This window comes from Vibrio sp. TRT 2004 (assembly GCF_050113735.1).
GTDB lineage: Bacteria > Pseudomonadota > Gammaproteobacteria > Enterobacterales > Vibrionaceae > Vibrio.
On record NZ_JBNJOH010000010.1, the window covers coordinates 64,366 to 85,100 of the forward strand.

The 20,735-nt window shown below is 40.8% G+C and carries 17 protein-coding genes; 11 read left to right on the forward strand and 6 right to left on the reverse strand.

Features of this window, described 5'->3' with window-relative positions:
* Positions 1–31: 31 nt before the first annotated feature.
* Positions 32–922, reverse strand: coding sequence for an EamA family transporter RarD (gene rarD, locus ACQEXR_RS06455; protein ID WP_427019976.1), 891 nt, complete (start codon positions 920–922; stop codon positions 32–34).
* Between the two features lie 333 nt (positions 923–1,255).
* Here rarD and ACQEXR_RS06460 point away from each other — a divergent pair, with 333 nt between their 5' ends.
* Positions 1,256–1,612, forward strand: coding sequence for a PilZ domain-containing protein (locus tag ACQEXR_RS06460; RefSeq protein WP_331417148.1), 357 nt, complete (start codon positions 1,256–1,258; stop codon positions 1,610–1,612).
* 136 nt (positions 1,613–1,748) lie between these two features.
* Here ACQEXR_RS06460 and ACQEXR_RS06465 read toward each other — a convergent pair whose 3' ends face one another.
* Positions 1,749–1,955 (reverse strand): helix-turn-helix domain-containing protein, encoded by a 207-nt coding sequence (locus ACQEXR_RS06465; protein WP_138971344.1) that lies wholly within the window; start codon positions 1,953–1,955, stop codon positions 1,749–1,751.
* A 742-nt stretch (positions 1,956–2,697) separates the two neighbouring features.
* Here ACQEXR_RS06465 and ACQEXR_RS06470 point away from each other — a divergent pair.
* The 5 genes from ACQEXR_RS06470 to ACQEXR_RS06490 all read left to right on the forward strand — a co-directional run bounded on the left by ACQEXR_RS06470 (position 2,698) and on the right by ACQEXR_RS06490 (position 9,977).
* The gene (locus ACQEXR_RS06470; protein ID WP_427019977.1) at positions 2,698–2,871 is read left to right on the forward strand and encodes a hypothetical protein; all 174 of its coding nucleotides are present in this window, start codon (positions 2,698–2,700) and stop codon (positions 2,869–2,871) included.
* 509 nt (positions 2,872–3,380) lie between these two features.
* On the forward strand, positions 3,381–4,070 hold the full coding sequence (locus ACQEXR_RS06475) for a response regulator transcription factor (protein ID WP_427019978.1): 690 nt from the start codon (positions 3,381–3,383) through the stop codon (positions 4,068–4,070).
* Between the two features lie 394 nt (positions 4,071–4,464).
* Positions 4,465–4,833 (forward strand): response regulator, encoded by a 369-nt coding sequence (locus ACQEXR_RS06480; RefSeq protein ID WP_426952680.1) that lies wholly within the window; start codon positions 4,465–4,467, stop codon positions 4,831–4,833.
* A 264-nt stretch (positions 4,834–5,097) separates the two neighbouring features.
* Positions 5,098–8,829, forward strand: a complete 3,732-nt coding sequence (locus ACQEXR_RS06485; RefSeq protein WP_427019979.1) for an ATP-binding protein — start codon at positions 5,098–5,100, stop codon at positions 8,827–8,829.
* Positions 8,826–9,977, forward strand: coding sequence for an EAL domain-containing response regulator (locus ACQEXR_RS06490; protein ID WP_138971349.1), 1,152 nt, complete (start codon positions 8,826–8,828; stop codon positions 9,975–9,977). The genes ACQEXR_RS06485 and ACQEXR_RS06490 overlap by 4 nt, the downstream gene beginning before the upstream one ends.
* A gap of 141 nt (positions 9,978–10,118) precedes the next feature.
* On the opposite strand, the gene ACQEXR_RS06495 is transcribed toward ACQEXR_RS06490, so the two are convergent.
* The gene (locus tag ACQEXR_RS06495; protein WP_331417154.1) at positions 10,119–10,709 is read right to left on the reverse strand and encodes a response regulator transcription factor; all 591 of its coding nucleotides are present in this window, start codon (positions 10,707–10,709) and stop codon (positions 10,119–10,121) included.
* A gap of 410 nt (positions 10,710–11,119) precedes the next feature.
* Here ACQEXR_RS06495 and ACQEXR_RS06500 point away from each other — a divergent pair, with 410 nt between their 5' ends.
* Positions 11,120–12,370 carry a DEAD/DEAH box helicase gene (locus tag ACQEXR_RS06500; protein WP_331428228.1) on the forward strand — a complete coding sequence of 417 codons (1,251 nt, stop codon included), beginning with the start codon at positions 11,120–11,122 and terminating at the stop codon, positions 12,368–12,370.
* A gap of 97 nt (positions 12,371–12,467) precedes the next feature.
* Here the strand turns inward: ACQEXR_RS06500 and ACQEXR_RS06505 are convergent, their stop codons facing one another.
* The 3 genes from ACQEXR_RS06505 to rplY form a co-directional block, all read right to left on the reverse strand.
* A complete protein-coding gene (locus ACQEXR_RS06505; protein ID WP_331417156.1) occupies positions 12,468–12,893 on the reverse strand; it encodes a VF530 family DNA-binding protein in 426 nt (141 codons plus the stop codon).
* 285 nt (positions 12,894–13,178) lie between these two features.
* Entirely contained in the window at positions 13,179–15,065 is a 1,887-nt protein-coding gene (locus ACQEXR_RS06510) for a HAMP domain-containing methyl-accepting chemotaxis protein (protein WP_331428229.1), read from the reverse strand.
* Positions 15,066–15,379: 314 nt separating this feature from the next.
* Entirely contained in the window at positions 15,380–15,658 is a 279-nt protein-coding gene (gene rplY, locus ACQEXR_RS06515; protein ID WP_138973354.1) for a 50S ribosomal protein L25, read from the reverse strand.
* A 612-nt stretch (positions 15,659–16,270) separates the two neighbouring features.
* Here rplY and ACQEXR_RS06520 point away from each other — a divergent pair.
* The 4 genes from ACQEXR_RS06520 to ACQEXR_RS06535 are packed head-to-tail and all read left to right on the forward strand — an operon-like array spanning position 16,271 to position 20,636.
* Positions 16,271–17,050, forward strand: coding sequence for a DUF4123 domain-containing protein (locus tag ACQEXR_RS06520; RefSeq protein WP_427019980.1), 780 nt, complete (start codon positions 16,271–16,273; stop codon positions 17,048–17,050).
* Complete coding sequence (locus ACQEXR_RS06525; RefSeq protein ID WP_427019981.1) at positions 17,047–19,128, forward strand: phospholipase effector Tle1 domain-containing protein; 2,082 nt, start codon at positions 17,047–17,049, stop codon at positions 19,126–19,128. The genes ACQEXR_RS06520 and ACQEXR_RS06525 overlap by 4 nt, the downstream gene beginning before the upstream one ends.
* Position 19,129: 1 nt before the next feature.
* On the forward strand, positions 19,130–19,864 hold the full coding sequence (locus tag ACQEXR_RS06530; protein ID WP_427019982.1) for a DUF2931 family protein: 735 nt from the start codon (positions 19,130–19,132) through the stop codon (positions 19,862–19,864).
* 37 nt (positions 19,865–19,901) lie between these two features.
* On the forward strand, positions 19,902–20,636 hold the full coding sequence (locus ACQEXR_RS06535; RefSeq protein WP_427019983.1) for a DUF2931 family protein: 735 nt from the start codon (positions 19,902–19,904) through the stop codon (positions 20,634–20,636).
* Positions 20,637–20,735: the final 99 nt, after the last annotated feature.

A 20,735-nucleotide genomic window follows, 5' to 3' on the forward strand; every position in this document is an offset into this window, starting at 1 on the left:
ACTTTCCCCCGCGTTATTGCGGGGGATTTTTTTATCGGCTCTTGGCTGTATAGCGGTATCGTGCGCTTTCCAGCAAAGTGAATGCTAAGCCCACCCAAATAAGCCCAAAGCTGATGAGTTTTACTTCATCGAAGAGTTCACCAAATAGATAAACGGCAAGAAGAAACTGGATAGATGGTTCGATATATTGCATCAAGCCAATTGTTGTTAAAGAGGTCAGTCGTATAGCGATCGAATAGAAGACCAAAGGGAGTAGCGTTGCTGGAGCTGAACCAAGATACAGCATAAGAGTCGTCGTATCTGAGTGAAGGGATACGGCCCCAAAAGTAATCTCTTTAACCAGGATGTAGATCGCTGCGATAGGCAGTAAAACCAAGGCTTCGACAAACAGACTCGTAGCCCAATCGAAACCGATTTGCTTTTTCAGCCAGCCGTAGAGTGAGAAAAACACAGCGATCGAAATGGCAACAAGGGGGATCTCACCATAATGAATGATTTGATAAATAAGCCCAATGCATGCCAACAGGAGCGCGACTTTTTTGCCTAGTGACAGGCATTCGCCAAGCAAAATTACCCCAAGCGCCATTGTTACAATCGGACTGATGAAAAAGCCCATACTTGATTCCATGACTCTTTCATTAGTTAACGCCCAAGTGAACGCAAGCCACGAAAAAGACATAACAATAGCGGCAGCAAAGGTATATACGAGAGAGCGTTTATCTAACCAGATAGCGGTTAAATTAGGTAAGTGTTTGGTAGACATGAGGACGATGAGCACGCCGAGAGGAACAGAGGCGATCAACCGTATCGCCAGTAACTCATCGCTCGCAGCGTTGGGTAGGTATTGATAGTACAAAGGCAACAACCCCCATACTACGAAAGAAAAGGCTGCCATTCCGTTGCCTAGACGATGGTCAGACATAATGACCTCATGTCAATGAATCGTTAGAAAAATCTATTACCTCTAAGCTAGAGTGTAAAGAAATTAGTCACTCAGTGAGTAATGTTTGGAGCATTGCTCTGTTGTCATACAAGGCTGGTAGAATAATAAGTAATAAAAATTGGTGTGGTCAGCAAGACACTCAGCTGCCGACTGAGAAACGGGGATTCGCTCTCAGTAGAGAGAGAACAACGGCAATAGGTCTGTAGATGTAAGTCCTTGTATGTTAGATTATTATCACCTTAAGTACTGACTAAATAGGAAGTACTATAATTAATGTATATAGCTGGATGCTGAGTTGTAGGGAGCAAGAGCATGAAGGACTTAGATCAGAAACGGAAATATTACCGTTTAAAATACCCAAAGCGTGCAAGGCCGTTTGTAAAGTTCGCAGATGAAATGTTTCAAGTCACAGAGGTGTCCGAGGGTGGGATAAGAATGGTTATGAACAACTTCACCTCTATGTACAAGGGCTTAGCCGTCAAAGGTGTTCTGAACCTCCATGATGAAAACTCTGTGGACATTGAGGGAGCGGTACTGCGTTTTGACAACGACGAAGTGATAATTCAACTTCGTGTTGGCCCAACCTTCAAAATTATGGTTGATGAACAGCGTCATATTAAAAATAAATATCCAGTCTTCTTCGCACGTTTAAGAGAACGAGTTGCGTAACATCAGCGGCATGACTTTTCTCTCTTTTAAGTGATCACACCCAGTTTAATCATCAATCCAGCCATACTGAACCTTGCAACAAACGTTCTCCTATTCAAACCGACCATCTATAGTTCAAGGCGTTAACAAGATGGAATTATCTGTTCTCGCAGTGAATCGTCATAGAGATCAATAGCGTGTCATATATTTTAATTAAGGTGCTCAACTTCGGACTGGATTGCCCGTTTTCAATTCTACAAATATGAGAAGGGGAAGTATTACACAGTTGAGCCAAGTCATCTTGAGTCATTCCAAGGAGCTGTCTCTTATTTCTTATAGTACTAATTAGTTCTTGTTCATTCATAATTTATCAAACTATGTGTCGAGTTGCTCAATGTCGATATGCTGAGTGATCTTGTCTTCTTTCTCAACAATAGTCTCAAACTAGACAATGGAAACTGAGATTCTTAGCCCACTAGTCACTATTGATTCCTATTTGAAACACAATTAATTATTTTTGATAAATCTGATTTTATTATTTTAGCTTGAACAAACTAACAATTTTAGATGCTTGGTTTTCTAATCTGAACTTTACGATGTTTCTGAGTGGATTGGAATATTCCGACAATTTTCTAATAAATCAATTGAATTTTACTTAATGCTCTAAATGTCAATTTGGCTGGGATTCTGCGCAATGTATGGGGTATTCATCACTGATAGCACCTCAGTCAACGGCATGAAATTGTTTTTAAATTCAATATATTGACTTGAATTCTTTATGGCAATAGAGGGTTGTCTAGTTGTTGTTACTATGTTGATACAAAATAACAAAGGCTTTTGGTAATATTGTGTCAAAATTGCCTAATATGATAAGGCGGCCCAATGAAACTTAACTTTCGAAATCTATCCACTAAAACGAAATCTATCCATTAAAACAGAGTTAATCAGTCTGTTTTCACTAGTATTTCTGACCATTTCACTACTATTTTCCATGTATTGTCAGTATGTAGTGAGTTCGAAGAAAGCAACGCTAATCGCCAGCATTCACTTGATTCGATTAAAAAATATATGGGAAGGATGTTATCGCAACATACAATATCAGATTGATGTTCTTGAAAGCCTCTGCGAGAGATATTGATGACAACTACCTTGAAAAACGCCGTGAAGCGGACTATACAGATAGAATAGACCGATGGTATGAGAGTAGTCTGAAAAATCTTACTGACATTGCTGGTAATGCGAAAAGCCAAGTCGTCATTTGGTCAGATTGGTATGGATAGATCAAGAGAGATCACTAAGATGATTTCTTTATCAATCGACAAAGCGGCGGAACTGGTTTTGGAGCTAAAGAATAGCTCTTGAAACATTAGCCAGGTCATCGAAGTGATTAATAACATCTCGGAGCAAACGAATTAAATGTCACTCTTCTCCTTAATATATGCAACGTGTGTAATGAAACAACCTATATCTTAGGTAAGATAAGTCTGAAAATTATCTGTTACTGATACATAATTGTATGACTTTGTTACAATAAAGACATTAAAAGGTAAGCGGGTATTTTGTCAGAAAATACTTAACTAAATTGTTGCCTAAGAGTGTATGTTGAATGGTTTAATCTTTGTTTGGTCAAAGTTGTAAACATTCAATGGCCGATAGTTCTGATTGATGGTTTATAGATAACTTTTGATTGGACAGATTTAAGGCGTCTTCCTTCCGATTTTATTAATCGTAAGGCCTCTTAGTAAAATTAAGACAGTGGTGCTAGTTGCATTTCAATAGGGGAAGAGTCTTGAAGCGAATCCTATTATTAGAAGATGACCTTTTTACTTCTAGGCTAATAAAAGGAGCATTGGAAAAGGTTGGATTTATAGTTGTACAATCATTTGATGTTTCCTCTGCTTTTCATGCTGCGGTGGGGAATCATTTTGATCTTGCTATTTTTGATGTTCAGTTACCTTCTGGGTCAAGTTTGGATTCATTTTCTCGGTTAACGAAAATACTCGATTGCCCGGTAATCGTCTATACCGCCAAACAAAGTACCAGAATCGAATTAAAAAGCTTTGAGATGGGGGCATCTGATTTTTTATTAAAGCAGAGAGGAGTGGATATCCTGATAAGTCGAGTTAAGCGACTTGTCAATATGGAAGATACTGAGCACTTTAAAGCTTATCACGAAGAGGAAGATACGCCTTGTTTTGAAATTAATAAGGATCAGCGTACGTTCGAATATAACGGTACTGTATTGGAGTTGACAAAAAATGAAGCCAATATTTTGTTCTTTATTTTGTCACAGGATAACTTCTTTGCTGACCGGGAAGAATTAAGCTATTCAACAAAAGGGCATGGCTATGATGGTTGGAGTCGGGCGCTCGATCTTGCGATTAGTCGCCTGAGAAAGAAAATCAGTCAACAAACCTGCGGCAAAGTAGAGCTACAGTCAGTCAGGGGCAAGGGATACAAAGTGAATTTCAATAGATAGAAATAGATAGTGAAAAGGCCCAATGAAATACCGATGCGAGGAGCTAACCTACTTAATTGACAACGTCTGCTTTGGGAATAAAGCGGACGCAATGACACTCATCCAAAGTTTAAGAGAAGAGATTTTAAAGTTGGGGCGATGTTGCTCGTTTGGCCACTCATCGTTTGTTCTCATTGATGACATGAGCCGCAGAAGACATAAGTTGGTTGGTAGTTCAGGTTTGTTGGGACTGTACTCACTTTCCAATCATCTGAGACAAATGGTCTTTATCGACGAAAAATATGAATACAACTATCTGATAATAATGAGTTCGTTGAGATTTTCAATTTATTATCTAGATGAGCTTATTTTCTATCTTCGCCGAGAGATCATCTAAGTACATATGTAATCAATCATGAATTTTCAAGATATAAACGTCCTAATTGCGGAGGATTATCCTCTCAATGCTATTGTGCTAATCAAGATGTTGACACATCTTGGCGCGAAATTTATGCATTATGAGGATGGAGAAAGCCTCGTTTTGCACTATCGAAATAACCGTAACTACGATCTGATTTTTATGGATCTAGAAATGCCTTATCTAAATGGATTTGAAGCCAGCGATTTGATTAGAGAGTTTGATGTCGATATTCCTATCATCGCATGCAGTGCACATTGTTACGATGATATAAAAAATGAACTCAATAATAGTCAAATGAATGGTTGCTTGAAGAAACCTTATACCATCGGAGAATTGGCTGACGTCATTGTTAGGTTTTGCTGATTGCTTATAGATAGGTATTAAATTCGGACTTAACTATTTTGGATGTTTTTAATGTTCGACATGAACTGTTTTTATTAAATGAATGGAACGGTAGTTGGTGTTTAATATGGATATGTTGCAATTATGATACACATCTCTAATTTTAATTCCTATTGTTACATGAATGATACCTTGGTTAGTTAATGGTATGTGAATATCGTTAAATTATTGGCCTGGTTATTTAAATTGAAATTACTCACTTACATCAGTTTCAAGGTTTTATAGATGTCTCTATTGTTAAATATATTTTTTCTACTAGGTAGCGTATCATTGATTAATACCGCTTATGCCGCCTCTATGGACCCAATGTCACAGGAGGATTATCAGTACATAGATAACCTAGGAGATGTGAATATCGCTGTACTGTCCGAAAAAGGGCGGCCAGTTTATCCGACATCTGGACGCGGTGAGTTTTATAACCTTAACGTGACCTATCTGAAAAAAATTGCCAATGAACTCGGTCTGAAGATCGAATTTGTCGAGTTTGAAAATACCTCGCAAGTGATGTCTGCTCTGCATGCAAAGGAAGCGGACTTGATACTCGATTTTAACGATAAAGCGATTAAAGATAAGCAAGGATTGTTCTACTCAGCACCTATATTTAAAAGCACAGTTGCCTATTGGAGTAATAGTTATGTTGACCAAGAAAACTTAGAAAAGCGACCATGGGTGTGCGTTGTTGGAACGGTGTATTGTAATATTTTGGATAGCCGTGGAATAGAGAATGTGACTCGCGTGGCTAACTTTAGACAGGGTACGGAAAGTGTTCTCAAGAGTGACGATAAGATATTTATTGATAGCTATATTAGCTTTGCCGAGTATCTGAACGCGACAGATAATGTCTCCAGCTCTATTTCAACGCCTCCTTGGGGAGGATTTGTTTACGCGCAGATTGTTTCACTCGACGAAAACAAGCGTCTAGTCGAGATCATCAATAAGATTATCAAGCGTTCGATTGAAAGTGACCACCTCATAAACAGCATCAGTCCTTATTATTTTTCGGACATGATTAATAGGGCATTTCGTAATAGCAATTACAGCAATATCATCAAGTACTCATTCGACGACGATACGTTTCCTCTACTTTTTAGGAATCAAGATGGAAGTCTTTCTGGCTATCTCAAGGATGTTCTAGACCTGATATCATCAAGGACGACGCTCGAATTTGAGTATGTTCCCTTAAGGCAGTCTGTGTCAACTTACGATATGCTGGCGTCAAATGAGATTGATCTCGTTCCTTATTCATCGATAACCATGGGCTCCAACGAGAGTGTCGAGTTTACCGACACCTTCATGTCGTTTACTTATTACACTGTCAGCCTCGCACATTCGGCTGAACCCAAAAAAGAGTCGAAAGGCGTTCTGTTATCTGAAAGCAAAAAGCATGTTGACGTGAAAAATCAGTTATTTGGCGAGAGCACCAAAGTGTTTAGGGATTCTAAAAAAATCCTAAGGGCGTTAGAAACGGGTGAGATTGACATCGCTTACATTCGTGAAGATATCATTGAGATGATTATATCGTCTCATGCTGACGACGAGTACTTTGTCGATCGTACCAAACCGATTGTCGTGAATCTGGCAATGGCCGTTTCGTCAGATAAGCTTTCACTCATTAATGTGCTGAACAGCATTTTCAGAACCTGGGATCAAAACGAATTAAACAAAATTAAGAATTCCTATGACCCGTTTAATGTCGTCTATGGCTATGAAGAAAAATACCTCTATCAGGTGACGTTTGGTTTTGTGTTTGTCTTTCTGTTTAGCGTCGTGATTTTCTATTTGTTGCAGAAGAATATGAAGCTCAACGTTATCATCAAGGAGAAAGATGCCGCTGCAACGAGAATCGAAAATGAGTTTTTAAACTCTGTGATTCGTCAGATCCCTTCAATTGTTTTTATCTACGACGGCAGATCCAATATCCGCTACACAAACTGCAGCAAATATTTGAGTAATCAGTGTAATGCTTGCCACATTTCCGAAAGCGGTATGGGCTACAAAAATAAGAAAGTATTTGACGACATGTTCCACAATGATCTGACGATCAATGATGTTTGCCGCACATATAACTGTCCGCTAGACATGGAAATGATGGAGTATGTCAGTAAGAAAATCACGCTCAACGACAAGGAATACATCCTAACGGTCATTAATGATATTACCGAGAAAAACCAACGAGAAAACGATCTGAAGAATGCTAAGAAAAAGGCGGAATCGGCGATTCAGGCACGCGATAAGTTTCTCGCCTCGATGACGCATGAGCTAAGAACGCCAATCGCTGGCATGGTCGGGTTGATTGAAATGCTAGGGGCAAAAATCGAAGATGAAGAGGAAACTTTGCTCATTAACAACATCTCGTCATCAGCAAGACAACTGAATGTTCTGGTGAATGATATTCTGGATTTCTCGAAGCTCGAGGCTGACCAACTCAAGCTTTCCCCTTTTGATTGTGATGTCTTGCGAGAGACCAGTGAGGTTCTGCGCGTCCACAAAATTGCCGCAGATAAGAAAGGCATCCGCCTACACTATGACTTTAAACCTACCAATGTCAGGTTGGTCTCTATTGATGGTCTCAGGTATTCGCAAATACTTAACAACCTCCTGTCCAATGCGATTAAATTTACCGACATAGGCACGGTGACATTAGAAGTTGAACTTAGCGATACATCAATCAACTTTTTGGTGACAGATACTGGCTGTGGTATGTCGACAAAAGTTCTTGCCACTGTGTTTAGTCCATTTGTTCAAGCGGATAGCTCAATTGCACGGAAGTACGGTGGCACTGGGTTAGGTTTGTCCATTGTTTCTGAGTTGGTCGAACTCATGAATGGGCAACTTAATGTTGAGAGTATTGAAAATCTTGGCACTAAGATGTCGGTTTCGCTCCCGCATCAGCTCGTTAGCACCTACAAAGGACAGCTCAGCAGCTTGGATATTCAGTTCGGTGACGTGAGTGACAACATCAAAGAGTGGGTCGCTATCTGGTCGACGCTAACCGGTTACCGAGAGTTAGAAATTCCAGATAAGGGACACAGCATTCTGATCACTTCTGACTACAGCAATGTCGACAGTGAGATACCTTTCGAAAGACGTATTGTCTTCAAGGATGGTGTTGAGGGATTTAAGCAAGTGGAGCAACAACAGATTGTTTTGTCTAATTCGCCGATATTTCCTGACTTACTATTTGAATGCTTGTATCAGCATACAGAAAAAGCCTCGACATTAACGCCCTTAAGATTCGAGCAATTGCAAGGAACGGTACTCGTTGCGGAAGATAACCCTATCAACCAACTTGTGATTCGTAAGCAGCTAGAGCAGTTGGGGCTGACGGTCAATATGGTTGACGATGGTGAAGCCGCTTACCACGCGATCATGGAGCATCCTGATGGCTTTGATCTACTTATTACGGATTGCCATATGCCCAATATGGATGGGTTCGAACTCTCTAGCAAACTGCGCAATGAAGCCAATCTAGATAAACACCTAACCATTATTGGCTGTACAGCAGAGGATTCGAGCATTGTTCGAAGTAAGTCTAATGAATCGGGGTTCGATCATATCTTGTTCAAACCTTATGGAATAGAGAAACTAAGGAATCTATTGGAGGCATGCTTGTTAGATAATGGAACTAAAATCGCCCCTATCACGCACTGGTTAGACAAATATAGTGAAGAGGAGGTTGAGCAATTAAGGAAGATTTCGGTAGCGTGCCTATCAAGCGATCTCAAGTTATTAGAAGAGCAGCAAGAGGATATACCCGCGCTCCAGAAAACGGTACACAAGATCAAAGGTGGTGCGTTAAGTTTGGGCATCGATGATCTTGCCAAGATTATTTACAAGGTAGAACGCTCGATTAAAGGAGGGAGAAAAGTCGAGCTTAAGTCACAGCTAGAGATTCTGGCCGATGTAATGCAGAAAAACATTGCGCTTATCGAGAACTATCAAAGGTCGAAGAAATGAACATACTTATCCTTGACGATAGTCCTCTAGAGCTTATCTTACTTGGCTACAAACTGAAAAATATTGGCTGCAAGAATGTCCACTCTGCGACTTCGGTAGAGAAGGCTATGGCGTTACTAAGCAGGATCCAATTCGACTTAATCATTAGTGACCTCGACTTGCCTGATAAAGACGGACTGATGTTTTTATCGGAGCTAAAGAAAAACCATTATAACAATGCTGTGTGTATCTCTAGCTGTGTTGATGAAGGCATTATTGCTTTAGCGAGCAAGATGGCGACAACTCTTGGCCTTAATGTGGTCGGAACCTTAGTTAAACCTGTCTATGAAGATAGCCTGTGTAATCTTATACAGATGACAAGTGAGTTATTGTCTTGCGCACCAGTGAAAAAGGACCTCGATTTCTCTATAAATGAAGTCTTATATGGTTTAGAGAACGAACAATTTCACAATGTTTATCAGCCGCAAGTTTGTTTTAAGACGAACAAGCTTATTGGGTTCGAAGTATTGGTGCGCTGGCAGCATCCCCTTAAAGGAACACTGACCCCCAACTACTTTATCCCGCTACTAGAAACGAACCAACACACGGACTTGCTTCTTGATGCCGTCATGAATCGACTCAAAGTGGATTTTGTCTATATTCCTGATGGTATGAAAATATCCATAAATCTGACCGCAGACAACTTTATGGAACCCGACCTCGTCGACAAATTGGTTAGCATGGTAGATGAAGTCGGCATGGACATATCTCTATTGACCCTTGAAATCACGGAAAGCCAAATTTTTCAGCCATCGACAACAATGCTAAGTAACATCGCTCGGCTGAGGATGCTCGGTGTAAAAATATCCATCGATGACTTTGGCACTGGTTACTCCAGCTTCGGTAATCTCGTGGACATCCCGTTTACTGAACTCAAGATCGATCGCCAATTTACTAAGCGTTACTTTTCGGACTTGAAGTCGAGGCATATCGTCGATTTAACGACAGAACTGTGCCGCAGAACCGAAATAATAGTTGTCGCGGAAGGGGTAGAAACAAAAGAAGAATTTGAAGCACTGCGTATGCTAGGCGTGGATGTCTGCCAAGGTTTTTACATTGGCAGGCCATTAGCGATTGAAAAACTCAAATCGTTTAAAGTTCTTAGCTAAGCCTATCTAAGGTAAGTTTGATTCTCGTCGCTCTATATGGCTGGCGGCGAGAATCAACCCATCGCGTTGTTATCCCGTCATTTGAAATGCATGCGTATATAACTCAACCAATGGCTGAGCTAATTAGGGGGAGGGGCGTAATTAAGAGATGGAACCTTGGAAGGAGATTATTTCGATAATGGAATTGGCATTGTATTTATTTAATATTCTAGATTTGTAAGTACTTACCGTTTTATTGCTCAAAGATAGAAGTTCAGATATTTTTTTATTAGAGTATCCTTTCGCCAAATAGGACAACACCAACGCCTCTCGGGCAGATAGGTTCGAAGTTTTTTGGGCAGGTATTGCTACACTGGATTCGAACGCGTCCTTGCCCTGACTGACGAGTAATATCGCAGCTCGAATTGTCTCTATATCTTGCGTTTTGTACACCAATCCATTGGCTCGGTTAGTGCGAGCGATCTGCGAGTACATTTTTGAATTACATGAAGATATGAACAATATTGCACCTTCAAATCCCAGTGAGCGCAATCTTTTGGCATAGTCGATGCCGCTACCGTTGCTGATTTCAGTATCCAAAATCACAGTTTCGATACGTTTGTTGCGTATGACCTGGCTCGATTTCGCTGCGCAGCTCTCTTTGTATACAATACAGTTTGGGTAGATGGTTCTAATTAAACTTTCTAACGCTTTTTGAAATAATGGTTGAGCATCTATTAATAGGAAATTCATTTTGCAAAAAATCCTTATTCACTATTATTGCTATTAAAAAAATAGCTCGCCTAGCAGGGAGGCCGTTTAGCGAGCTTAAAACGTGAAAGCTATTGGGTACTTTCACAAACTGAATATCTTTTTAGATACTAGTAAGAACGTGATAGGCTTTTGTAACAATAGTGAATCAATAGTGTTTTTATTAAGATTTATATGAATAAGCGTTAATATCGTTTTGTCAATTTCGCTACATTTCATTTTTGTGTTTTGTATAAAAAGCACTCTTTGAGGTGACTGTCCTTATAAAAATAGTGAGCTCGGAAGCTCGTTTATGCGCCGCTAATATTGTGGTTGAATCAATATAGCTAACACCCTCGCGCCAAATAGCATAAGATACACGGCCTTTAGCCAGTATTGAGCCACTCATTGTAATGATAGATAAAACACAGCAAACGACTTTTGCCGACCTTGGCCTGACTTCAACCCTAGTCGAGCGACTAGATGAATTAGAATATCACCAGCCAACTCCAATCCAATCGCATGCCATTCCTCATGTGCTTAATGGAAGAGATATCATTGGTGGTGCCAACACGGGATCTGGAAAAACTGCCGCGTTTTCGTTGCCAATTCTGCAAAAGATTCTTGAGCAAGATTTCTCAAATACTCGTCGCGGTAATTTTGTTTCTCACCTGATTCTAGTTCCAACCCGTGAGTTGGCGTCTCAGGTGGCCTATAATGTAAAATCATACTCATATCATCTTAGAGATAAGATCAAAACAGTCGCTGTATTTGGTGGTGTATCAGTAAACCCACAAATGCTCGCACTTCGTGGTGGTAGTGACATTATCGTTGCGACTCCTGGTCGACTACTTGATCTGATCTCGAGTAACGCTATCAAGCTAGACCAAGTAAAAACGCTCGTTCTCGACGAAGCCGATCGTATGCTGAGCCTTGGATTTACCGACGAGCTAAATAAGATTCTTGATCTACTACCAAAGAACAAACAGACCTTGCTCTTCTCTGCGACTTTTCCTGAAAAAGTAACGACTTTGGCTCAGCACTTGCTCAGTGACCCAATTGAAATTCAACTTCAAAGCGCTGAAGCGAGTACTTTGGTCCAGCGTGTATTTAGCGTGAACAAGGGTCAAAAGACAGCAGTACTTGCACATCTCATTAAACAGCATCAGTGGCGACAGACATTGATTTTTGTTAATGCTAAAAATGCTTGCAACCATCTGGCTCAAAAACTATCGAAACGTGGCATCACCGCCGAGGTTTTCCATGGTGACAAAGGACAAGGAGCGCGCACGCGTGTTCTTGACGGCTTTAAGTCAGGCGAGATTCAAGTACTTATCGCTACCGATATTGCCGCGCGTGGTCTGGATATAGAAAAGCTACCAGTGGTTATCAACTTCGATCTTCCGCGTAGTCCTGCCGACTATATGCATCGAATTGGACGTAGTGGTCGTGCAGGTGAAGTCGGTTTAGGCTTATCTCTGATTGATTACGATGATTATCACCAATTTAAAGTGATCGAAAAGAAGAATAAGTTCCAGCTTGAACGTGAACAGGTAGAAGGTTTTGAGGTGGAAGACGACCAGAGTGAAGCGTATTTTCAACCGATGAAACCGCGTGCAAAGCCAGCCGGAACAGGAAAAAAGAGCAAAAAGCGCAAGCAGTAACTAGTAGCTAAGTGGATAAGAGCGCAATCAGCTCACCTATCCACTTGCGATTTTTTAGAGCCTCATTTGAAAGGTCAAATGGGACTCTATTGCCAATTCACGCGTTGTATGATCGGCGTGAAGGACGTCCTCTAGGGGAGCGCTGTTTAAATGCAGAGGCTGCTTTGGCCTGTGATTTAAGAATAGAATCAACCGTTAGCTGCATTGGCTCTTTAGGCTCAAGCCCATGAGGAAAAGTACGAGCTCTTGGTGGTAGGTCATATTCCTCTGCACTCGCTCTTGGCATACGCTTAAAACGATATAAGTAAAAGTTCTCTAACTTTTCTCTCGCCCATTCAGTCTTCTTTAAATACTTTACGCTACTTGCAATCGAAGGTTTGGTATTGAAGCAGTTAAAGCGCATTGCTGCATCCAGAATGTCCCATCCATAAAAATCCACCAACTCCTGCAACATAGTTTCTAGCTTTAGCCCGTGCAGTGGGTTGTTTTGTTGCAGTTCGATTCTTTCTTCGTCAGTCATCATTTAATTTTTGGGTCTCATTCTTTAAAGGGCTGAGTTTAACAAAGTATCTACCGCAGAGATATCTATAGAAAAATATTTTCAATAGAAGCTAATAGAAGGACAGGCACCAGTAAATCACTCACCGTAATTTCATTCTTTGGGGTGACTGTCCTCTTTACCCTTTACCGCGTGAATGGTGGCCATGATTTCTTGTTTGAGGGTGAAAAGGTTACCATTTTAACACAAGTTCTCCATGTTGGAGTCATGACCAAAAATCAAACAGAGATAAGATTTATATAAAGTGGTTTAATACTTAAAATTTGCGACAATATTTTTTAGTTTGTCACTGACTCCTGCAATTTCATCACTGTATTTCACTGAAGTAGTGACAACTTCAAAAGTGTCACTAGCCAAATGTGATATTTGAGTAATATTATGATCGATTTCGCTCGACACTTTTGCTTGTTCTTCTGACGCAGTCGCGATTTGACTGTTAATATCAGACATTTCATTGACGCGGTCGTTGATTTTTTCAATCGCTTTGACCACTTGTTGTGTATGGCAGTTAGATTCTCTCGCTTGCTCAGCATTCATATACATTTTGTTCGCAACCTGAACAATGTTTTGTGACAGCTCTTTAATGGTTGACTCAATCTGTTTGGTCGATTCGTTGGTTTGATAGGAGAGTTGGCGCACCTCATCGGCAACGACTGAGAATCCACGCCCGCTTTCACCTGCCCGAGCAGCTTCGATCGCTGCATTCAACGCGAGCAGGTTGGTCTGTTCAGAAATACGCTGTATGGAATATACCACTTGATTAATATTTTTACTTTGCTCTTCCAGATCCACAATGGTGGCTTGTGATTGCTCAATATTTTCTGCTAATGACTCAATATTACTACCAGTAATGTAAATCATATCCAGTGCGCTTTTAGTTTCTTCCGTCACCAGTTGAGCATTATTGGCTGCAAACTCAATGTTGGAGGAAATTTCTTTATTACTCACAACCAGTTCATTGGCTGAGGTTGCCACTAACTCAGATTCCAATTTTTGTTGTTCAACATTATCAATGCTTTTCAGTGCTGACTGCTCAGATTTATCCGAATTATCACTGAGTATAGTAATCACCGAAGCTAGCTCCTTAATATGTTCATGTAGAGAACTAATAAATAAATCAAACGAGTTTGCTAAAGCTGTTAGCTCATCATTACCTTGAGAATTCATTCTAATCGTTAGGTCACCATTTCCTGTGGCGATTTGCTGCATACGAAGATTAATGACATTGATGCGTTTTAAAATAGTACTGCCAATCAAAAAAAGTAGCCCCGAGACTGATAATACCAATATGATACCAAAGGTATTTAGATCCCTATTAAGAGCAACCTTATCCTCTTCGATAATTTCATGAATATCATTTTGTAAACTCGTGATCGAACGCTCTACATTATGAACATTTGCTCTTAGCTCCTTTCTCATACCATGATTAGCAGTTAAACCAAGTGACTGTACGAGCTCTATATGATTATTCGCTATTTGACTATATTGGTCGAAAGCAGTCTGTACATCATCGGTTAATGCTTGCTGAGTAAAACGATCGAGGCTCTGTTGAAATCGCTTTATGGTGTCCTGGTTTGGGTTGGCTAGATAGCCTAAGTCAGCCTCGCCTAATTCTAACCCAGATAACTCAAGCAACATATCATTTTGCTTAGCAATAACCTGCTTCAATTGTTCTCTTTGTGCAGTAAGTTGAACACGCACGCTACTGGCCTCAGTTTCACCATCTAACTGTATTATGGCATTAGCTAACTTGTGAAATTGCTTTTGATACTGTTCGAGCTTTACTAGGACCTGGTTGCTATCATTTGCAAGGTTTATTTTATGTGATTTAGCCACTTGTTGAAGATTGTCAATACGAGTGGTTAACTGCTCAAAGGTCTGGTCAAAGCGAGTTATATACTGTTCGTCTCTGCGTTCAATAAAATCTTTTTCGTTACGTCTGAGAGTGAGTAAATCAATGACACTATTTGTATTCTCTCTTCCTACAAACTCGAGGTATTCGATTTTATCTTGATTGTATTCATTGTATAGGTAATATCCACCAACTCCAATATAAATAATAAAGTTAATAAGAAGTAACTTATTTTTTATACTCAGTGAGTGAATAATATTTCTCTTACTTAAAAAAACAATCATAAAATACCCTATGCTCTCACTTGGTAGTAACCCAAGTCTTAGATAATCAAATAATATTAAATAAAATACATGTAAGGTTGCAAGATGGGGGGTGTAGGATTATTCCTTAAATTAACCATTTAAGCTAATTAGTCACATGAATCTATGCCCGTTTAACTTGAAGAGAATTGAGAGCGTTTTTGAGGCTTCAAAAACGGTGAAACCCCGATGTTGGTAGCATCGGGGTTTCGAATTTTTAGATTTCTCGGATGGTAAGGCCGATTATCTTATATGCAAAAGGCTGGATTTAATCCAACTAATTCCTTGGTCGGGAATTAGATACGGATGAAGTCCATGTGCTCAACTTTTGGCTTGAAAGCGTGACGTTGAACGTCTTGTGGCTTAACTTTAACTTCAGCACCGTCGATTACTAGAACGATACCTTCGTAGAACTCAGGCTTGTCCATTTGGTTAACGATGTCATCGTGGTTAAGAACGATAGATACAGCTGCTTCTTCACCGCCGTATACAACTGCAGGGAATTTACCAGCGTGACGTAGGCGGCGGCTCGCACCTTTACCTAGTTCAGTACGTACTACTGCTTCAAATTTCATAGTATAACTCTCAAAAATTTAAGATATTCATAATCACACTAACAATGCGACCTTGTTATGTGTGCTAACCGCTCAAGAGAAATTGGTAGTAACTCTGTAAGCGAGCGCGGATACTATCACTCTATCTGATTTCTAGCAACTGATAATCACTGAATTGGGCCATTTCAAGCGTCAATGATAATCAACTGGTTAAGTTTGATTCATTAGGTACGTTCTCTTCACTTAAACATCGTCTTGTGTGAAGACTGTGACTATGTAACAGCGAGCGAGTAAAACATGGCGCCCCTTTACTTTTTTCTCAGCCATCGGGCTACTGCTTGGTGTGGGGCAGCTTACTTAAACGTAGTCATATTCGCTGGTGGAAGTGAAATCACATTAACGTCATCTACCCGGGATATCGGGCAAATTGAATCACAATTGATACTAAACGGGAGGATCGTTTTGTTAAGTTCAATGGCTGTGGCGTATTCCCGCTTGCTGGTCTATTGCTCAATAGTAGACAAATGACATTGGGCAGTTAAGTGCGTTTTCTTTTGGGTTGAAGCCACCATTTACTCAAGCACCTCGTTTTACCATTCAGTCAGGTGCGAATTCTGTAACGGAAGGTGAATAATGCTCAAGGCGTGGCTCAAAGAACAACAACCTAACAGCTTCTGGCTGGTTTGTGCACGGACTCATAATCAAGCATTAACGTCGAATGGATTTGGGTTTAAGGATGCAGTACCGCTGTTTTGGGGGAATACATTTAAAGATGTCATGGCGTTGTCACCATGGCTTATCCCAGTATCTGATGAGGTACTGGCGTTGGATGAAAGCCTGCTTAATCAGGGTTTAGGCATTGCCACAACTTGCTCAGTAACCACGATACAACATTTACGCAGCATGCTGATGTCTGCGCTTGATGGTGAAGAAGTACTATTCCGTTTCTATGACAAGGTTGTGATAGGGCCGATGCTAAAGGCGATGATGCCATCAGAAATACAACAATTTCTCGGCAATATTGATAGCTTGGCGTTAGTTGATGACAAGTTAATTAGCTTCACACGCAACTCTCACAGTCACTTTGAGCTAAAGAAGGAGACGTGGTGGAAACTCCAACCTCACCACCTTGCACCGATCTACAACACTAAGCATCACGCCATTGCAATAGAAAAACGTTGTTGGGAGCTGATCCCTGACATTCTCGAACAACTTGATGAACCACTACAAGTGATATCAAGCGCACTAGAGCGAGGAATTGAGTTGGGATATCCCGTTTCGGAGCTCGAGGCATGCGCGATTGTTGAGTTAGCGCAACGAAGCAATTCTCATCTATTACAGTTGTCAGAGCCATTGCGACTCACTGAGCAGGAACTAAGTCTACTTAAAGTGATTCAGGAGGGTTGGGTATGAGTATTACTGGCGCAAGCCCATATTGCTTACCCTGTGACAGGATGACTCACTGGATAGAAATCTATATTCGCGATGAGTTTAACCGTCCCTTCTCTGGAGTGCGAGGAACTCTCCTTGACTACGGAGGGAATGCATTTCCAATCTATCTTGATGATGGTCCAATTTTTGTTGATCGGATGGCGCCTGGCCCCGCAACGATTCTGTTAGAGTGCGATGCTTGGATATCCGCGGCACAAGGTGACGAGCGTATTCCTAACCGCGCAAAAGACAGTGATCCAACGAAAGAGTTTGCCGACAGTCATCTAGGTCATAAAGGCAGTGCAACACGCTATTTTGAAGTAACCGCCGGTGACCTTACCGAATTGAGCGAAGGGCTATCTCTACCATCTAGGCACCAAAAAGGGCAGGCAGATAAGCTTAAGTTAATCACCGATAAAAGCTATGTACTGAAAGTAAGAGGTTTTAACTTTATTACGTTACGCGTTGGGATGTTCTTTGATGGAACAGCCAACAACACCTATAGCGCCCAGTGGGGCAAGAGTAAGCTTGATAGCTACTACCACAAATGGCATCCATTGCATAACCTATACAAAGATAGGCCGCCGATTGAGTGGCCAGAGGAAGTGTTTAAGTTTCCCGAACAGGATAAGTTTCGCTTTTTCTGGCAAGAGGATCATGCGGTTAAGAGCAGTGCAGCGAATGAATTAACCAATATTCAAAAACTATATGGTTTGTACCCCATTAACAAACTAGATGAAAATAGAAATGTCTTCTTAACGGCTCAATATGTAACAGGTGTAGGCACTGGTAATAGTACTGATTATACAAAACCAGCTGAAGAGTCAGTACTAATTGGGCAAGCTATGGGGTTGGGTAAGTATGGCGTTGAAGCTAAAGCTGATACAGGCATCGATCAAATCTGTACAATATTTAAAGAGTTACGATTAAATAGAAAATATGATGAATATAATATTGATGGGATTTTGAATTTCAAATTAGACATATTTGGCTTCAGCAGAGGAGCTGCTGTGGCGAGGCATTTTGCTAACCTGGTTATTGATGGAGAACAGGGAGCAGTTGCGCAGAAGATCATTAACGCATGTAAAAAAAATGAAATCGAATTAAAAGCGAACTTTGATTGGAATAGTGACAAAGCAATATCAATCAATTTTGTTGGCCTATTTGATACGGTCGCGGCGATGGTTGACCTTACAAAGGGAGATATATCACCGCACAACAATCACAATGGAGGTGTAAGATTGTGGCTTGACCCAGATAGAGTCAAACGGGTTGTCCATCTTACTGCCCACCGAAAAACTGAATACCGCCGCAACTTTAGTCTAAACCGTATCAATGCAGCTGATCACTTTCATGAGTATGTGGTACCTGGTGCCCATTCGGATATCGGTGGTGGCTACCACTCCCTTAACGCCTACACAACATTATCGCGTCAACGCAGGTTAACCATACCTTATTTGTTACCTTTATTAGAGAACAAGCCAATCAAGCGGGTTATTAAGCCAGTCGGATATTGGAACGGTGATGAAGTTAAACGGAGAATAGCGGACAAACTTCAGCCAATTATTGAGCAAGAGGTGGCGTTAGGTTGGAATAGGGACGACTACCATATTGACTATCAGATACTTAGAACCGGCAATAAAGAGCGAACACGCGTACAAGGGACGCTCTACCAAAAAAGAGTGGTAAGTGGTGATTTATCTAGGCTTTACCTCCGAGTTATGTTTGGCCTAGCACAACATTACGGTGTGCCATTGAATGATACTGACGGTCAAGTTTGGTATGAATCAGGAGACAGCTATTACTCCGTGCCAACGAATATTGGAAAATATCGCTTTGCTGATTTTTGCGACAAGGCACTAGCGGCGGCGAAGAACGGTGAGTTATTGGAAGAACTAAATGTAAGCAACGTCGCAGAGATTGAAGATAGCTCAATTATAAACAAGTTATTTGATGCGAATTTAATCCATCATTCTTCCGATAACACCATTGCCAATAAACCTAACAGAGTGGGCGAGGGCTATCAGCGTGAAATCTATCCGTGCCTAAAGGAGTCGTGAAATGAAGTGGTTTATTGCACTGCTAGGGCTTATCGCTTTTACAAATACTCATGCATTTAGTCGAGTACCGAGCGTACCGGAAGATATGCCTAAATGGCGTGTGGGGTATGCTATGCCGACGCTATATCCAGTAAAAGTGAAGCAAGCGTATGGCGTTAATGAACAGCAAAACTGGACCTCATTTGTCCATAATGATCAACAGTATATGTTTAGAACTGACTACGCATATATTAAGCAATCGTATCCAGATTACGATGGGTTTGGAGTTCCATTAGGAGCCCCAATTGGCTACTCCACTCAAATATCCGGTACCAATACCTTGCCCGATAGTATTTATATTTTCTGGACATCAATCTCTACGCAGACTTTTTATACTACAAAATGGGACTTAACCCAGAAAGTTAAAAAGATAATGAGCACAAAAGATCAGTACACTCGTCGAGATGGTTTCAATAAAAAATGCTATCGAGTCGAAACTATTTTTGGCTTTTTACCAAATGGAAACAGCAAAGTTTGGTTGCGCGGGTGTGGCGAATACATTTACATCTCTGAGCTTGCGCCAATTGCACAACAAAAATTAGATATACCTAAAAATACAGATGGTAGTTTCAAGAATGTTTACGTTGAACGAGTTATAGAACGAGCCAAACAACTTGGTGCGACGCTCGACCCGATTCCGTGGGATAAGGTTAACAAGGTCTATTCCACTGAAAAAATTACTAAGCTCGAACTATGACGTGTTTTGACCTTTGCCAAGATAAGTGGAGGGCAAGATGCTGCGAGTTGTCTTGATATTACTGGCAGGAGTGTTAACCACATACTGTTCATTTAACCGTGGTTCCAGCGTACCGGAAGATATGCCTAAATGGCGTATAGGTTATGCTATGTCGACCTTGTACCCTGCAGAAGTGACCAAAGCCTATGGTGTTAATGACAGCCGAGATTGGACCTCTTTTATTCATAATGATGTGCTTTTTTTTGGCAGAACTGAGCTTAAAGAGATGAGAAAGTATGCCCCGAATTATGATGGCTACAGCATCGCATTAGGTATACCAGTTGAGGTAAAAAGCCAAGTAGCGGCGACGAATGTTCTTCCCGATAGTGTTTATCTTTACTGGGCTTCAATCACTAATCAAAGGTTCTTTGCGACCAAATTTGATCTCACTCCTGAGATGAAGAAGGTGATGAGCACTAAAGAGCCATTCACTCGCTTTGATGATTTTAAAACTTACTGTTACCGAAGTGATATTGTTTTTGGCTTTCTACCCAACGGAAATACAAAAGTGTGGCTAGATGGCTGCGGCGAGTACAAGTTTGTTACAGAGCTTGAACCTGTTAAGGAGTTCGAGATGGATACCTTTGGCAATGACGCGGAAGCTTATCGAACGGATTATAGTGAGGATATGGCAGAAAGAGCCAAGCAACTTGGCGCAACGCTTGACCCGATTCCGTGGGATAAGGTTAACAAGGTCTATTTCAAAAAAGAAATTACTAAGCTCGAACTATGACGTATTTTGATCTTTCTGAGACAAGTGAAGGGGAAGATGTTGTTAATTATCTTGATATTGCGGGTAAGCCTGCTCACCACATATTGAGCCTAACCAAGT

Coding starts and splice junctions, on each gene's coding strand:
- rplY (WP_138973354.1), bottom strand. CDS start 15,658: ATGAAATTTGAAGCAGTAGTACGTACTGAACTAGGTAAAGGTGCGAGC.
- rarD (WP_427019976.1), bottom strand. CDS start 922: ATGTCTGACCATCGTCTAGGCAACGGAATGGCAGCCTTTTCTTTCGTA.
- ACQEXR_RS06480 (WP_426952680.1), top strand. CDS start 4,465: ATGAATTTTCAAGATATAAACGTCCTAATTGCGGAGGATTATCCTCTC.
- ACQEXR_RS06470 (WP_427019977.1), top strand. CDS start 2,698: ATGTTCTTGAAAGCCTCTGCGAGAGATATTGATGACAACTACCTTGAA.
- ACQEXR_RS06500 (WP_331428228.1), top strand. CDS start 11,120: ATGATAGATAAAACACAGCAAACGACTTTTGCCGACCTTGGCCTGACT.
- ACQEXR_RS06505 (WP_331417156.1), bottom strand. CDS start 12,893: ATGATGACTGACGAAGAAAGAATCGAACTGCAACAAAACAACCCACTG.
- ACQEXR_RS06495 (WP_331417154.1), bottom strand. CDS start 10,709: ATGAATTTCCTATTAATAGATGCTCAACCATTATTTCAAAAAGCGTTA.
- ACQEXR_RS06510 (WP_331428229.1), bottom strand. CDS start 15,065: ATGATTGTTTTTTTAAGTAAGAGAAATATTATTCACTCACTGAGTATA.
- ACQEXR_RS06535 (WP_427019983.1), top strand. CDS start 19,902: ATGCTGCGAGTTGTCTTGATATTACTGGCAGGAGTGTTAACCACATAC.
- ACQEXR_RS06490 (WP_138971349.1), top strand. CDS start 8,826: ATGAACATACTTATCCTTGACGATAGTCCTCTAGAGCTTATCTTACTT.
- ACQEXR_RS06460 (WP_331417148.1), top strand. CDS start 1,256: ATGAAGGACTTAGATCAGAAACGGAAATATTACCGTTTAAAATACCCA.
- ACQEXR_RS06530 (WP_427019982.1), top strand. CDS start 19,130: ATGAAGTGGTTTATTGCACTGCTAGGGCTTATCGCTTTTACAAATACT.
- ACQEXR_RS06525 (WP_427019981.1), top strand. CDS start 17,047: ATGAGTATTACTGGCGCAAGCCCATATTGCTTACCCTGTGACAGGATG.
- ACQEXR_RS06465 (WP_138971344.1), bottom strand. CDS start 1,955: ATGAATGAACAAGAACTAATTAGTACTATAAGAAATAAGAGACAGCTC.
- ACQEXR_RS06520 (WP_427019980.1), top strand. CDS start 16,271: ATGCTCAAGGCGTGGCTCAAAGAACAACAACCTAACAGCTTCTGGCTG.
- ACQEXR_RS06485 (WP_427019979.1), top strand. CDS start 5,098: ATGTCTCTATTGTTAAATATATTTTTTCTACTAGGTAGCGTATCATTG.